At 74.0% G+C, this 14,262-nt stretch carries 14 protein-coding genes and 2 pseudogenes; 9 read left to right on the forward strand and 7 right to left on the reverse strand.

What is annotated here, in order from left to right; translation table 11 throughout:
• Positions 1–68 precede the first annotated feature (68 nt).
• Together ACZ7G3_RS28470 and ACZ7G3_RS28475 are read left to right on the forward strand one after the other, a co-directional pair.
• Complete coding sequence (locus tag ACZ7G3_RS28470; protein WP_426601154.1) at positions 69–1,094, forward strand: ATP-binding cassette domain-containing protein; 1,026 nt, start codon at positions 69–71, stop codon at positions 1,092–1,094.
• On the forward strand, positions 1,091–1,936 hold the full coding sequence (locus ACZ7G3_RS28475; protein WP_426601153.1) for an ABC transporter permease: 846 nt from the start codon (positions 1,091–1,093) through the stop codon (positions 1,934–1,936). The genes ACZ7G3_RS28470 and ACZ7G3_RS28475 overlap by 4 nt, the downstream gene beginning before the upstream one ends.
• Before the next feature lie 12 nt (positions 1,937–1,948).
• Here ACZ7G3_RS28475 and ACZ7G3_RS28480 read toward each other — a convergent pair whose 3' ends face one another.
• Positions 1,949–5,479, reverse strand: a complete 3,531-nt coding sequence (locus ACZ7G3_RS28480) for an AfsR/SARP family transcriptional regulator (protein WP_470928841.1) — start codon at positions 5,477–5,479, stop codon at positions 1,949–1,951.
• Positions 5,480–5,727: 248 nt separating this feature from the next.
• On the opposite strand from ACZ7G3_RS28480, the gene ACZ7G3_RS28485 reads away from it, so the two are divergent.
• Positions 5,728–6,525, forward strand: a complete 798-nt coding sequence (locus tag ACZ7G3_RS28485) for a site-2 protease family protein (protein WP_426601151.1) — start codon at positions 5,728–5,730, stop codon at positions 6,523–6,525.
• On the opposite strand, the gene ACZ7G3_RS28490 is transcribed toward ACZ7G3_RS28485, so the two are convergent.
• A complete protein-coding gene (locus ACZ7G3_RS28490) occupies positions 6,515–6,706 on the reverse strand; it encodes a hypothetical protein (RefSeq protein WP_369177960.1) in 192 nt (63 codons plus the stop codon). The genes ACZ7G3_RS28485 and ACZ7G3_RS28490 overlap by 11 nt on opposite strands.
• Before the next feature lie 75 nt (positions 6,707–6,781).
• Positions 6,782–7,489 carry an NADPH-dependent F420 reductase gene (gene npdG / locus ACZ7G3_RS28495; protein WP_426601149.1) on the reverse strand — a complete coding sequence of 236 codons (708 nt, stop codon included), beginning with the start codon at positions 7,487–7,489 and terminating at the stop codon, positions 6,782–6,784.
• 273 nt (positions 7,490–7,762) lie between these two features.
• Between npdG and ACZ7G3_RS28500 the strand changes: the two genes are divergently transcribed.
• Positions 7,763–8,365, forward strand: coding sequence for a hypothetical protein (locus tag ACZ7G3_RS28500; RefSeq protein WP_470928843.1), 603 nt, complete (start codon positions 7,763–7,765; stop codon positions 8,363–8,365).
• 58 nt (positions 8,366–8,423) lie between these two features.
• On the opposite strand, the gene ACZ7G3_RS28505 is transcribed toward ACZ7G3_RS28500, so the two are convergent.
• Positions 8,424–8,657: a hypothetical protein gene (locus ACZ7G3_RS28505; protein WP_426601147.1), complete on the reverse strand. Its 234-nt coding sequence runs from the start codon at positions 8,655–8,657 to the stop codon at positions 8,424–8,426.
• A gap of 66 nt (positions 8,658–8,723) precedes the next feature.
• On the opposite strand from ACZ7G3_RS28505, the gene map reads away from it, so the two are divergent.
• Both map and ACZ7G3_RS28515 read left to right on the forward strand, forming a co-directional pair.
• Positions 8,724–9,581 carry a type I methionyl aminopeptidase gene (gene map / locus ACZ7G3_RS28510; RefSeq protein ID WP_426522490.1) on the forward strand — a complete coding sequence of 286 codons (858 nt, stop codon included), beginning with the start codon at positions 8,724–8,726 and terminating at the stop codon, positions 9,579–9,581.
• A 130-nt stretch (positions 9,582–9,711) separates the two neighbouring features.
• On the forward strand, positions 9,712–10,359 hold the full coding sequence (locus ACZ7G3_RS28515; protein WP_470928846.1) for a biliverdin-producing heme oxygenase: 648 nt from the start codon (positions 9,712–9,714) through the stop codon (positions 10,357–10,359).
• A gap of 153 nt (positions 10,360–10,512) precedes the next feature.
• On the opposite strand, the gene ACZ7G3_RS28520 is transcribed toward ACZ7G3_RS28515, so the two are convergent.
• Entirely contained in the window at positions 10,513–11,157 is a 645-nt protein-coding gene (locus ACZ7G3_RS28520) for a PhzF family phenazine biosynthesis protein (protein WP_426601145.1), read from the reverse strand.
• A gap of 98 nt (positions 11,158–11,255) precedes the next feature.
• Positions 11,256–12,110, reverse strand: coding sequence for an HtaA domain-containing protein (locus tag ACZ7G3_RS28525; RefSeq protein WP_470928848.1), 855 nt, complete (start codon positions 12,108–12,110; stop codon positions 11,256–11,258).
• Positions 12,111–12,228: 118 nt separating this feature from the next.
• On the opposite strand from ACZ7G3_RS28525, the pseudogene ACZ7G3_RS28530 reads away from it, so the two are divergent.
• From ACZ7G3_RS28530 to ACZ7G3_RS28540, 3 genes and pseudogenes are all read left to right on the forward strand, one after another.
• Positions 12,229–12,384 (forward strand): annotated as a pseudogene (locus ACZ7G3_RS28530) (hemin ABC transporter ATP-binding protein); the annotation flags it as partial.
• 3 nt (positions 12,385–12,387) lie between these two features.
• Positions 12,388–12,511 (forward strand): annotated as a pseudogene (locus ACZ7G3_RS28535) (iron transporter); the annotation flags it as partial.
• Positions 12,486–13,487, forward strand: a complete 1,002-nt coding sequence (locus ACZ7G3_RS28540; RefSeq protein ID WP_470928850.1) for an SCO2278 family lipoprotein — start codon at positions 12,486–12,488, stop codon at positions 13,485–13,487. The pseudogene ACZ7G3_RS28535 and the gene ACZ7G3_RS28540, both read left to right, overlap by 26 nt.
• A 25-nt stretch (positions 13,488–13,512) precedes the next feature.
• Here the strand turns inward: ACZ7G3_RS28540 and ACZ7G3_RS28545 are convergent, their stop codons facing one another.
• Positions 13,513–14,244: a bifunctional DNA primase/polymerase gene (locus tag ACZ7G3_RS28545; RefSeq protein ID WP_470928852.1), complete on the reverse strand. Its 732-nt coding sequence runs from the start codon at positions 14,242–14,244 to the stop codon at positions 13,513–13,515.
• Positions 14,245–14,262: the final 18 nt, after the last annotated feature.

The raw sequence follows: 14,262 nt of genomic DNA on the forward strand, positions 1-14,262 counted from the left end.
CGATACCCCGGGGCCGGTGTCGGCCGGATGTCGGTGGTTTGTCGGCGGGGGCTGACAACGTCGTCGGCATGAAGCGAATCGACGACAACCCCCCGGCCGCGGGCAGCGCGGTCACCGTGCGGGGGCTGGTCAAGCACTACGGCGAGACCAAGGCGCTGGACGGTGTCGACCTGGATGTGCGCGAGGGCACCGTGATGGGTGTGCTCGGGCCGAACGGCGCCGGCAAGACCACCCTCGTCCGCATCCTGTCCACCCTGATCACCCCCGACGCCGGCCGGGCGCACGTCGCCGGCTACGACGTCGTACGGCAGCCGCGGCAGCTGCGGCGGGTGATAGGGCTCACCGGGCAGTACGCGTCCGTGGACGAGAAGCTCCCCGGCTGGGAGAACCTCTACCTGATCGGCCGGCTGCTCGACCTGTCCCGCAAGGACGCGCGCGCCCGGGCCGACGAGCTGCTGGAGCGGTTCTCGCTCACCGAGGCGGGCAAGCGGCCCGCTGCCACCTACTCGGGCGGCATGCGGCGCCGCCTCGACCTCGCCGCCTCCATGATCGGGCACCCGGCGGTGCTGTACCTGGACGAGCCCACGACCGGTCTGGACCCGCGCACCCGCAACGAGGTGTGGGACGAGGTCAAGCGCATGGTCGGCGACGGCGTCACCGTGCTGCTCACCACCCAGTACATGGAGGAGGCCGAGCAGCTCGCCTCCGAGCTGACCGTCGTGGACCGCGGCAAGGTCATCGCGAACGGCGGCATCGAGGAGCTGAAGGCCAAGGTCGGCGGCCGCACCCTGCGCATCCGCCCGGCCGACCCGCTCCAGCTGCGCCCGCTCGCCTCCTACCTGGACGAGCTGGGCATCACCGGGCTCGCCAGCTCCACCGTGGACACGGAGCGCGGCGCCGCCCTGGTGCCGATCCTCAGCGACGAGCAGCTGACCGCCGTGGTCGGCGCGGTCACCGCGCGCGGCATCACGATCGCCTCCATCACCACCGAACTGCCCAGCCTGGACGAGGTCTTCCTGTCCCTCACCGGCCACCGCGCCAGTGCCCCGCAGGACACCGCGCCCGCCGACGCCCGCGAGGAGGTCGCCGTATGAGCGCCACCACCACCGCCCCCACAGCTCCCGCCTCCCCGGTCCCCGTGCGGCCGGCCGGCGACGCCCGGATCTCGGTGCGCGGGCATCTGCGGCACACCAGCGCCCTGGTCCGCCGCAACCTGCTGTGGATCCGGCAGGACCCGGAGTCGATGTTCGACGCCATCCTGTTCCCGATCGTCTTCACGCTCCTGTTCGTGTACGTCTTCGGCGGCTCCATCGGGCAGTCGCTGGGCGGCGGCCAGGAGGCGTACGTGCAGTACGTCGTCCCCGGCCTGATGGCCATGATGGGCATGACCATGGCCCAGGGAGTCGGCACCGGCTTCAACCAGGACTTCAACTCCGGTGTCATGGACCGCTTCCGGTCGCTGCCGATCGGCCGCGGCTCGGTGCTGTTCGCCAAGATCGCCGTGGAGCTCCTGCGGATGCTGTTCGCGACCGCGGTGCTGATGGTCGTCGCCGTTCTCGTCGGCTTCGACATCACCAACTGGGCCGGGCTGCTGGCCTCGGTCGGTCTGTCCGCGGTGTTCGGCTCGGCCCTGATGTGGGTGTTCATCACCCTCGGCGTGATCATGAAGAACGCGCAGTCCGTGCAGGGGATGGGCTTCCTGGTGCTGATGCCGCTCCAGTTCGGCTCGTCGATCTTCGCGCCGACCGACTCAATGCCGGGCTGGCTGCAGTCGTTCACCGACTACAACCCGCTCTCCGCCCTCGCGGACACCGCGCGCGGGCTGATGGTGGGCGGCCCCGTCACGCACGACCTGTGGGTGACGCTGGGCTGGTCGGCGGCCCTGACGGCGGTGATGGCGCCGGTCGCCATCCACAAGTTCCGTACGAAGAGCTGAGTCGCGTTCGCCTCAGACGAGGGCGGTGGCCTCCTCCACGGAGAGACCGCCGCCCTCGGCGTACGCGGCCTCGTACGCCTCGGAGTCGAGCACCTCGCGGACCCGCTCGGCGGCCCGGTCACGCGCGTCCCGCTCCAGGCCCATCGGGACGTGGTCCGGCGGCAGCATCGCCTCGGCGGCGCCGATGCAGCGTGCGGCGTCCACGGCCCGGCGCCCGCCGTCCACGCGGGCCAGCGCCATCGCGGCGATGGTCAGGTAGCCGGAGCGCATGTGCGGGGCGATGGCCGCGGACAGCGGGTCCTCGGCCCGCTCCAACGACTCCCGGATCTTGGTCAGGCACTCCTCGTGCCGGTCCTCCAGCGTGGCGATCCACGCCTCGGCGGCGAGGATGAAGGCGTCGAAGACGATGAAGTGCGAGATGACGAAGTCCTTGCGCAGCAGCCGCAGCTGCATCCGCGCCTCGGCGGTCCGGCCGGTCATGCCGAGCCAGCCGGCGAGGAAGAGCCGGGCGGCCGGCATGGCGCCGCTGTGCCCGGCCACGTCGGCGCGGTCGACCACGGCGTACAGGATGCGCTCGCCCTCCTCGCCGTCGCCCGCCTCCAGCAGCACACTGCCGAGGCGGGCCTCCAGGACGTCCACCTGGGCGTGCGCGCCGAGCCGCTCGGCGTGCTGCGCGGCGGCCCGGTAGTCGGCGGCGGCGAGCCGGAACTCGCCCTTGCGCTCCCGGGCCTCGCCGCGGGCGGCGAGGGCCTCGGCGGTGCCCCAGGCGTCGCCGAGGCGGCGGTAGATCTCCAGCGCCTCGTCGGCGTCACTGGTGGCGTCGCCCGCCCACTCGGCGCGGTTGGCGAGGAAGTTGGCGCGCATCTGGAGGCTGCCGGCCAGCGCCCAGTCGTATCCCGGCGTCTCGCGGCAGGTGCGCACGGCGCCGTCCATGATCTCGCGCAGCCGCTCCATGTCGCCGGAGAGCACCACGGCGAAGAACCAGAGCAGGCCGGGAGGGAAGCAGGTCTGGGGCATGCCCGGTTCGTACGTCTCGGTGATGGCGCGCAGCTTCCGCTTGGCCGCCGGGCTCTGCCAGGCGTCCAGCTCGGTGTCCATGCAGGCGAGATGGGCCAGGTGGACGCCGCGGCGGGCCTCGGCGAGCACTTCGCCGGTCATCGGGGGCGGGGCGGCCGTGCACCGCTCCCACACCGGCTCGGCGCGGCGGACCGGCTCGGCGAACGGGTCCGGGCCGAGGGTCATGACCTCGCTGAACCAGTTCCGGGCCTCCACCCGCATGTCGCGCATCTGCCAGTACCAGCTCAGCGACAGGGCCAGGCTCAGCGCCTCCTGCTCGTCGCGCTCGGCGACGGCGTGGCGCAGGGCGGTGCGCAGGTTCTCGTACTCGCGCTCCAGCCGCTCGACGGCGGCGAGCTGCCCCGGGCCGCGCAGCAACGGGTCCGTGGTGCGGGCGAGTTCCCGGTAGTACGTCAGGTGCGCGCGCTCGGCGGCGGGTCGGCCTCCGGTCTCGTCGAGGCGTTCACCGGCGTACTCGGCGACGGTCTCCAGGAGCCGGTAGCGCATCCCGTCGCTCCCGGACGGCGCGGCCACGACGAGGGACTTGTCGACCAGGGAGCCGAGCGCGTCCAGGGTGGCGGGCCCGCACACGGCCTCGGCGGCGGCGAGGTCGCAGCCGCCCGCGAAGACGGACAGGCGTCCCAGCACGTCCCGTTCGTGCCCGTCGAGCAGGTCCCAGGACCAGTCGACGACCGCGCGCAGTGTCTGCTGGCGGGGCAGGACGGTGCGGCTGCCGGAGGTGAGCAGGCGGAAACGGTCGTCGAGGCGGTCGGCGATCTGGCGCGGGGTCAGCATCCGCAGCCGGGCGGCGGCCAGTTCGATGGCCAGCGGCAGGCCGTCGAGGCGGCGGCAGATCTCGGCGCAGGCGGCCGCAGTCTCCTCGTCGGCGTCGGTACGGAAGCCGGGGCGGGCGGCGGCGCCCCGGTCGGCGAGCAGCCGCAGCGCGGCCGGCTCGGGCAGCGGCTCCACCGGGCGCAGCAGCTCCCCCGGTACGCCGAGGGGTTCCCGGCTGGTGGCGAGGACGGTCAGGTTCGGGCAGCGGGCGAGCAGTTCCTCGGCGAGGCGGGCGGCGGCGTCGACGACGTGCTCGCAGTTGTCGAGGACGATGAGCATGCGGCGCCGGCCGCAGTGCTCGACGAGGCGCTCGACGGCGGTGGCCTGCCGGTCGGTGGCGGCGACGGCCCGCATCTCCTCGGCGCCGGCGCCGTACAGCACGGTCTCGCGGGCGCCCAGCGCGGTCAGGACGGCCTCCGGTACGGCGTCGGGGTCGTCGACGGGCGCGAGTTCGGCCAGCCACACGCCGTCCCGCGCCGTGTCCCCGGCGCCCTCCGCGGCCTCCTGCGACAGCCGGGTCTTGCCCGCACCGCCGGGCCCGAGGAGGGTGACGAGCCGCGTGGTGGCCAGGTCGGAACGGAGGGCCTCCAGGTCGGCGGCCCGGCCGACGAACGAGGTCAGCCGGGCGCGGAGGTTGCCACGGGGGCGGGGCGCCGCGGCGGCGACAGGGGGCTCGGGAGCTCCGGGGGCGGCGGGAGCTCCGGGGGCGGCGGGAGCCGGGGACGGCAGGGACGGCGGGGAGGACGCCGGGGACGCCGGGGACGCCGGGGACGCCGGGGACGCCGGGGACGCCGGGGACGCCGGGGACGCCGAAGGTATCCCGCCGGTCTCGTGTGTCGCGGGCGTCGCGGACATGGGGGGCGTGGGGGGCATGGGGGGCTTCGCGGCCACGGGGGTCGCGGCCACGGAGGGTTTCTCGGGCGCCCCGGGATTGAGCAGCGCCCCGTGCAGGGCCCGCAGTTCGGGCCCGGGATCGGTGCCGAGCCGGTCCGCGAGCAGCCGGCGTACGGCCTCGTAGGCGGCCAGCGCCTCGGCGGCGCGGCCGGTGTCGCGCAGGGCGCGCAGCCGAAGGGCCTGGAGAGGCTCGTCCAGTGGGTGCTCGTCGCACAGCGCGGTCAGCTCGGGCAGGGAGGGCTCGGCCTGTCCGAGGGCCAGGGCGGCGGTGTGGCGCGCGCGCAGGGTGTCCAGGCGCCGGGTCTCCCAGCGGGCCGCCTCGGCGGTGCGGTCGGGCAGGTCGGCGAGGGCCGGACCGCGCCACAGGGCGAGGGCGTCGTCGAGCGCCGCGGCCGCCTTGGCGGGGTCGCCGTCGGCGAGGGCGCGGGTGCCCTCGCCGGCCAGCCGGTCGAAGCGGTGGAGGTCGACGTCGTCGGGGGCGGCGGTGAGCCGGTAACCACCGTCGGCCGAGGCGACCGCGTCCGCGCCGAGCGCCCGGCGCAGCCGCCCGACCAGCGCCTGCAGGGCGCCCGGTGCGTCGGCGGGCGGGTCGCCGTCCCACACCTCCTCCACCAGCAGCCCCGCCGGCACGGCCCGGCCGGGCCTGAGCGCGAGCACGGTCAGCAGCGCGCGCAGCCGCGCCCCGCCTACCGGGACGAGGGTGCCGTCGGGGCGGAGTACCTGAGTGGTGCCGAGGATGCGATAGCGCACGGGGTCCATTGTCCCCGCTGCCGTCGAAGCCGGTCACGGGGTTTCGACGGTGCGGCGCGTGGAGCCGCGGGTACCGGCGGCGGGACCACCGGCTCCGGGCGCCGGCGGGACCACGTCCCGGAACCTCCCGCCGTTGTTCCGGAACCCCCCGCCGCCCGCGAGACGTTTTCCCGGTGCGCCCGGTACGGTCGGGCAGTCCCGCCGGTCCCCCGGCCGGCCCCGCAGGCCCCATGTGTGTCCGACAGCCAGGGAGTCCCATGACCACCGCCACCTCCCGCCCCAGCGACCGGCGGATCAGTCCCGTGTTCCTCGGGATCGTCGCCGTCACCGCGGTCACGGGCTGGGCCACCTGGACCGGGTACGCCGAGCAGCCCGGCGTGGCGGTGTTCCTGTTCGTGACGGGCGCGTGGGTCGTGTCGCTGTGCCTGCACGAGTACGCGCACGCGCGCACCGCCCTGCACAGCGGGGACATCTCGGTCGGCGCGAAGGGCTACCTCACGCTGAACCCGGTGAAGTACACGCACGCCCTGCTGAGCATCGTGCTCCCGGTGCTGTTCGTGATCATGGGCGGGATCGGTCTGCCCGGCGGTGCGGTCTTCATCGAGCGCGGGCGCATCCGGGGACGTTGGCGGCACAGTCTGATCTCGGCCGCGGGTCCCCTGACCAACGTGCTCTTCGCGATCGTCTGCACGGCGCCGTTCTGGCTGGACGCGCTGGACGGCGTGCCGCGGGACTTCCGGATGGCGCTGGCCTTCCTGGCTCTGCTCCAGGTGACGGCCGCGATCCTGAACTTCCTGCCGGTGCCGGGCCTGGACGGCTACGGGGTGATCGAGCCGTGGCTGTCGTACAACGTGCGGCGGCAGGTGGAGCCGCTCGCGCCGTTCGGGCTGCTGATCGTGTTCGCGCTGCTGTGGATCCCGGCCCTCAACGGCGTGTTCTTCGACGCGATCGACGCGATCCTGCGCTCCCTCGGGATCGGCGAGATCGACACCTACTGCGGTTTCGAGCTGTACCGCTTCTGGCAGACGGACGAGCTGTGCACCGTCAGCCCGTGACGGACGTGGCGCGCCGGGCGTCGCGGCCCCGCTTCACGTAGTACCAGCACATGTTGGACGACACGCCGGACAGCAGCACCCACACGACGCCGATCACGACGCTGCCCTGCACGAAGGAGACGACGGCGGCGGCCACCGCGAGGACGCAGACGGCCAGGGCGTAGAGGGCGAGGCGGGGCATGGGGCGGGCTCCTGTCGGGGGACACGTGCGGGTACTGCGCCGGCGCGGCCGGCACCCCCAGTGTCCCCCATCGCCTCACACGTCGGTGACGCGGAGCCCGGCGTGCGCCTTGTAGCGGCGGTTGACGGAGATCAGGTTGGCGACGAGCGACTCGACCTGGTGGGCGTTGCGCAGCCGTCCGGCGAAGACGCCGCGCATGCCGGCGATGCGCCCGGCGAGGGCCTGCACGATCTCCACGTCGGCGCGCTCCTCGCCGAGCACCATGACGTCGGTGTCGATCTCGTCGATCTCCGGGTCCTGGAGGAGGACGGCGGACAGGTGGTGGAAGGCGGCGGCGACCCGGCTGTCCGGCAGCAGGGCGGCGGCCTGCTCGGCGGCGCTGCCCTCCTCGGGCTTGAGCGCGTAGGCGCCCTTCTTGTCGAAGCCGAGCGGGTTGACGCAGTCGACGACGAGCTTGCCGGACAGTTCCTCGCGCAGGGCTTCGAGGGTCTTGCCGTGGCCGTCCCAGGGCACGGCGACGATCACGACGTCGCTGCGGCGGGCGGTCTCGGCGTTGTCGGCGCCCTCGACGCCGTGCCCGATCTCCTCGGCGGCGGCCCGGGCGCGCTCGGCGGCGCGCGAGCCGACGATCACCTTCTGGCCGGCCTTGGCGAGGCGGTAGGCGAGGCCCTTGCCCTGGGGGCCGGTGCCGCCGAGCACGCCGACGACGAGCCCGGAGACGTCGGGCAGGTCCCAGGGGTCCTTGGCGGGGGCCTTCTGTGCAGCACTGTCGGTAGAGGTCATGGGCCGACCCTACGTCCGTACCGGCCGCCGGACGGGTTCGGGTTCCACCCGGTGTCGGGCCGTTTCCGGTGCGTCCCCGGTGCGTCCCCGGTGCGTCCCCAGAGCGCCCTCGGTGCGTCCCCGGAGCGCCCTCGGTGCGTCCCCGGAGCGCCCTCGGACCGTCTCCGGGGAGTCCCGGGCAGTCCTCCGGCCGTTCCCGGGCCGTCCCCGGGTCGGGCGAATTCCGGGCGAATCCCGGGCCGCGCGGGCCGGGTTGCGGCAGGATGCGGGCCCATGGACGCCGTACGGGTCGCGCTGCTGCGGGACGTGCTCGCCGGAACCGAGTGGCTGGGGGCCACCCGGAGGTTCGCGGGGGCGCTGCGCGGGTCCGTGGTCCCGCACGGCGGCGGGCTGCTGCTGGTGGGCACCGCCGGGTACGAGCCCTGGCACCTGGCGGCGCACCTGGTGGACGAGGCCGCCTGGTCGGGGACGCCGGAGCTGGCCCCCACGCTCGTACGGCACGACGCGCGCCCGTCGGACCCGGCGCACCTCGCGGTGGGTCTCGGGCGGCTGGCGGCGGCCCGGCGCGGGGAGACGCTGCTCGTGGTGACACCCGACGATCCGGGCGCCCCGCTGCTGGAACGGGTGCACGACGCCCGCCGGGCCGGCGCGACGGTGCTGGCGCTCGGCACCGGCGAGCGGGAGCTGACGGCCCTGGCGCACGAGACGCTGGCCGTGCCGGACGGCGCCGAGCTGGACCTGGACACGGTGCAGCACCTGGTCAGCGCGGCGGCCGGCGAGAACGCGGTGCCGCCGCCCCGGGGCCGCCGCCGCTTCCGGGACCGCCTCTCCCGCCTGGCCGACCACCTGACGGCCCCGCCTCCGTCCCGCTGGTGACCGGACGTCCGGGCAACGGCTGTCAGTCCTGTCAGCCCTGTCAGCCCTGTCAGCCCTGTCAGCCCTCGTCCGCGCGCCCCTCGGCGGAGGCGTCGTGCCACCTGGGGTCGTTCTCCCACTCCAGGTTGCGCTCGCGGGCGGTCTGCATCGCCTGCTCGGCCTCCGTGCGGGACGCGTACGGCCCGAAACGGTCCTTGCCCGGGCAGTCCGGCCCCTCCTCGACCTTCCGGTGCTCCAGGCAGTAGTACCACTCGCCCGGTTTTCCGACCGTGCGCTTCTTGAACAAGGCCATGACCGGCTCCTTTCACCCACCTGCCGGGGACATGCTCTCGCAGGCCCGCTGGTTAGACTCGCTGACATGTCTGGCCAGTCGCTGCTCGTACCAGGGGAGCTTTCTCCCACCCGTTCCGTACCCGGAAACATCCGCCGGCCCGAGTACGTGGGCAAACCCGCGCCGACGCCCTACACCGGACCGGAGGTGCAGACGCCCGAGACGATCGAGGCCATGCGCGTGGCCGGCCGGATCGCGGCGCGGGCGATGGAGGAGGCCGCGAAGATCATCGCGCCCGGCGTGACGACGGACGAGCTGGACCGGGTGGCGCACGCGTACATGTGCGACCACGGCGCCTACCCCTCGACGCTCGGCTACCGCGGTTTCCCCAAGTCCCTGTGCAGCTCGGTCAACGAGGTCATCTGCCACGGCATCCCCGACTCCACGGTGCTGCGCGACGGTGACATCGTCAACCTCGACGTGACGGCGTACATCGGCGGTGTGCACGGCGACAACAACGCGACCTACCTCGTCGGCGACGTCGACGAGGAGAGCCGGCTGCTGGTCGAGCGCACCCGCGAGGCGCTGGCCCGCGCGATCAAGGCGGTCAAGCCGGGCCGGCAGATCAACATCATCGGCCGGGTCATCGAGTCGTACGCGAAGCGGTTCGGGTACGGGGTGGTGCGGGACTTCACCGGCCACGGGATCAACTCGTCGTTCCACTCGGGGCTCATCGTCCCGCACTACGACAGCCCGCACGCGACGACCGTCATCCAGCCCGGGATGACGTTCACCATCGAGCCGATGCTGACGCTCGGGACGCACGAGTACGACATGTGGGACGACGGCTGGACGGTCGTCACGAAGGACCGCAAGCGGACGGCGCAGTTCGAGCACACGCTGGTGGTGACGGACTCGGGGGCCGAGATCCTCACCCTTCCGTAGCCCCGCCGCGTCTCTTCCCCAGGCCCGCTCTCCTCGGAGGGCGGGCCTTCGCGCGTCCGGGTACGCTTTTACCGACAGGGCGTCGGAAAAGTATTGACTTAGGTAAGCCTAACCATAGAAAATCGGCCTCATGGACTCCTTCTCGACCCTCATCCGCACGGCCACCCACGAGCAGCACGTGGAGGCGGAGACCTCCACCTTCATGAGCGACCTGCTCGGCGGCCGGCTCGGCGTCGACGCGTACGCGCGCTACACCGAGCAGCTGTGGTTCGTCTACGAGGCACTGGAGGGCGGCGCCGGGCGGCTGGCCTCGGACCCGGTGGCCGGGCCGTTCGTCCGGCCGGAGCTGACGAGGCTGGCCTCGCTGGAGCGGGACCTGGCCCACCTGCGCGGCCCGCGGTGGCGCACGGGGCTGACCGCCCTGCCCGCGACCGAGGAGTACGCGGCCCGGGTGCGCGAGTGCGCCGAGCAGTGGCCCGGCGGGTACGTCGCCCACCACTACACGCGCTACCTCGGCGACCTGTCCGGCGGGCAGATCATCCGCGACAAGGCGGAGCGGACGTGGGGCTTCGCCAAGAAGGGCGACGGGGTCCGCTTCTACGTCTTCGAGGAGATCACCAACCCGGCCGCGTTCAAGCGCGAGTACCGCGAGCTGCTGGACGGCATCCCCGCGGACGACCTGGAGAAGCAGCGGGTCGTCGCCGAGTGCAAGCGGGCCTTCGCCCTGAACACGGCGGTCTTCCAGGGACTGGGCGAGGAGTTCCCGCTGTCGGCGTGAGGAGGACCGGCCGGGCCGGCACGACGGCTGCCGGCACGACGGCTATCGGCACGACGGCTGCCGGCACGACGGCTGCCGGTGCGAGGGCAGCCGGCACGACGGCGGCCGGTCCGCGGGCGCGGCGCCGGGCCGCCGTCACCGCCGTCACCGCCGTCACCGCTCCAGGCGTACCCGTCCGCCGATCTCGACCCAGCCCTCGGGCTGCGGGGCCGTGAGGATCTGCGAACCGACACCCTGGGTGATGTTGAGGGCACGCCCCAGCCGCTCGGTCAGCAGCAGCGCCGCGGCGCCCGTCGCCTCGTCCTCGTCGATCCCGTCGTCCCGCCCCGGGAAGGCGCGGGCACGGATACGCCCGGCCGCCTCGTCCTCCCAGGCCCAGGCGTAGATCCACTCCCCCGGTGGCGGCACCCGCAGGTCGTCGACCTCGGCGACGGTGGCGTACTGGCGCAGGGTGCGCGGCGGCGCCCACTCGGGGCGGGCCTCGATCCAGCTGAACTCGCCGTCCAGTCGGGCGCCCACCGCTCCGGCCGGGGTGACGAGTTCGGGCACGTCGAGCAGCCAGGCCGTGCCGACGCAGGGATGGCCGGCGAACGGCAGGCGCAGGGTGGGTGTGTAGATGTCGACGACGCCGCGCTCGGGGTCGTCGACGAACACGGTCTCGCTGAAGCCGAGTTTCGCGGCGAGCTCCTGCCGCTCGGCCCGGTCCGGCAGCACGGAGCCGTCCCGGACGACGCCGAGCTCGTTGCCGTAGCCGCCGTTCGGCGCGCAGAAGACGCGCAGTACGTCGTAGTCAGTCACCGGCGCATTCAAGCATCGCCGGGGCGGCGGGCGCGTCCCGGCCACGCGGGTCTCCGGGCCGGGGCCCGGAGACGGTGCGGGCCGGGACGCACGGTCCGTTACGCCTGCGTCCGCCGCCTGCGCGCCGCGAACACCGCGCCCGCGCCGACCGCGACCGCGACGCCGGCCGCCGTGCCCAGGGCCGGGCCCGGGATGTCCGCGCCGGTGGAGGCCAGGCTGCCGCCGCCGCTCGAGCCGCCCGTGGTCGTGCCGGTGCCGCCGATGGTGGAACCAGTGCCTCCGGTCGTCGAGCCGGACGCGCCGCCGGTGCCGCCCGTGGTGCCGGAGCCGCCGCCCGAGCCGCCGGTCGTGCCGTCGCCGTCCGGCAGCTGTGCGTCCTCGCTCAGCGCCACGGACAGGTCGACCGCGTCGAGCGCGGTGCCGGCCCGGTAGTTGCCGAAGACCTGCTCGCCGGCGGCGGTGAGGGTGGCGGCGACGCCGTCGACGGTGATGACGTCGTTCCGGGCGGTCAGATCGGCGGACTTGGCCTTGAGGTCGGCCAGGACGACGCCCCTGGTCCGCGTGCCCAGGCTGTTCACGTCGGCGGTCAGTGTGCCGGTGCCGCCGTCGAGGGTGGCCTTGAGGTTGCTCAGGGTCAGGTCGAGGCCGTACGTGCCGTTCGTCTCGTGGCCCTTGAAGTTCACGGCGCCCTGGTAGGAGGCGGTGAGTGTGTCGGCGTCCGTGTCGTAGGTGCCGGTGGCGTCCTTGAAGGTGAAGGCGCCGTCTCCGGCCGCCTGGGTGGCCCCGCCCGAGACGGTCACCCCGCCCTTGGCGTGGCCGTCGACGACGTAGGTGCGGAAGGTCTCCTTCACGCCCCAGCCGAGGGTGCCGTCGGCTATCTCGCCCTTGGCGGGGGCCGCGGTGGCGGGGGCGGTGGCGGAGGGGGACGAGCCGGTGCTCGCGGTCGCGGTCACGCTCGGGCCCGGCGCCGTCGAGGTGGGCTCGGTGGCCGTCGGCTCCGGGCCCTCCGGCTGGGTCTGCGTCGCCGTCGGTGAGGGGATGGTGGAGGGCTCGGTGGTGGGGGCGTCGGTGGTGGGCGTGGGGCGCGCCGGCCGGGTCGCGGCCGGCGGGCCGCCGGCACAGGTGCTCTCCGAGCAGCTGCTGTCCGAGGTCTACGACCAGCCGGTGGAGGTGCTGCCGCACCCGCGCACGGGGGCGGTGCTGGTCGTCCCGAGGCGCGTGCCGTGACGGGAGGTCACGGTGTGGCCGCTGTACCCGGTCCCGGGGTTCGCGCGCCGCCTCGCCCCGGTAGGGTTCGCCTCCGGGAAGGGGAAGGTGAAGAAGACCTGATGAGCAGGGATCGCGGCCCTCGTAGGCCCCGCAGGCTTGACCAGTGCGCGCTCATAGCCGCCTCGGCGACCGCTTTGTCGTTGACGGCGAGCGGCTGCGTGGTGGTGCACGGAGAGCGCGAGGTGCTCCCCGCGACCACCCGGGCCGAGGCCGCGAAGGCGCTCCAGGAGTTCACCTCCGCGTACAACGCGGCCGACAAGGCGTACGACGCCTCCCTCGACGCCGAGCACACCACCGGCGCCCTCGCCGCCATCGACTCGGCGCGGCTGAAGGCGGGCCGGGCCAACAACCCGGGCGGCAACGCTTCGCACACGCCGCTGGAGCTGACGGACGCGAAGTTCACGATCCCGAAGAAGGCGGGCTGGCCGCGCTGGTTCGTCGCGGACGCCAAGGGCAACAAGGGCGGCGACTCGCGCTGGGTGCTGGTCTTCACCCGGGACGGCCTGGAGGAGACCTGGCAGGCCGCGTACCTGACGCTGGTCGCGCCCGGGAAGATGCCCGAGTTCAAGACCGACCGGGACGGCTGGGCCGAGGCCGTCCCCGCGAACACCACCGGCCTGGCCGTCCCGCCCGCCGGCCTGAGCAAGGGCTACACGACGTATCTGAAGGACGGCGGGAAGGCCTTCGCGGACGGCACCCACACCAGTGCCTGGCGGCAGTCGCGGGAGAAGCGGTCGATCCGCCCAGGCCTGGTCACGCAGTTCATCGACGAACCGCTGACGAACGGCGACTACGCGCCGCTGGCGCTGCGTACGGAGGACGGCGGGGCGCTGGTGTTCTTCACCACGCGGCACTACGAGAAGCGGACCGCCGCGCAGGGCACGTCGGTGCCGGCGCCGAACAAGGACGTGCTGGCGCTGACGGACGGCGAGATCAAGCAGTCCCTGACGATGGAGTTCGTCTCCAACCAGATCGCGCTCGACCCGGCGGACGGCTCGGGCGCCGGGCAGGTGTCGGTCCTGGGGCGGGTCCAGGGTCTGACGTCGGCGAAGGGCGAGTAGCGGCGGCGGGTGGCACCGCGCCGGCTCAGCGGCGCAGGGGCCAGGCCTCGCCCGCCTGGTCGCTCTCCTCGCCGGCGTGCCGGGCGCACGCGTCGGTGAGGGTCTCCAGCAGCGTCAGCGGGTCCGGCAGCGGGTGCTCGGGGCCGCGCACCCAGTGCACCGTCCGGCCCTCACCGGGCAGCCGGGCGGGCGGTACGAGGACGTACGAGCCCCGGCAGTGCCAGCGCAGACCGGGATGCTCGTCCATCGTCTCGGGGTGGCAGTCCAGCTCGCAGGGCCACCACTCGTCCTCGTCCTCGGGGGTGCCGCGGGTGAGGGTGAAGAGCAGCATGCGGCCGTCGTCGCTCTCGGCGACCGGGCCGACCTCGATACCCGCGTCGAGCAGGCGCTGAAGCGCCTCGCGACCGGCCTGGAGGGGGACGTCGAGGACGTCGTGCACCATGCCGGTCGCGGTGATGAAGTTGGCCTCGGGCTGGTGGCGGGCCCAGCGCTCGATCTGCGCGCGGTCGGTGGTGGACTGCGTCTGCCAGGCGAAGGACACCGGGTGCCGGGCCGGCGTGGGGCAGCCGACGCGGTCGCAGGAGCAGCGGTATCCGGCCGGGTGCGCGGCGGGCGCCAGCGGCAGTCCCGCACCGGCGGCGGCGAGCAGCAGGTCCTCCCGGCCACCGTCACCGGGGGCCTCCTTGGGGCGGCGTCCGCGCAGCCACTGGGAGAGTTTGCCCTGCAGGCCGCTCCGACCGCCGAACTCCGCGCTCATCTATCCCCTTCGCCTCGC

Source organism: Streptomyces sp. NPDC037271 (assembly GCF_055603605.1).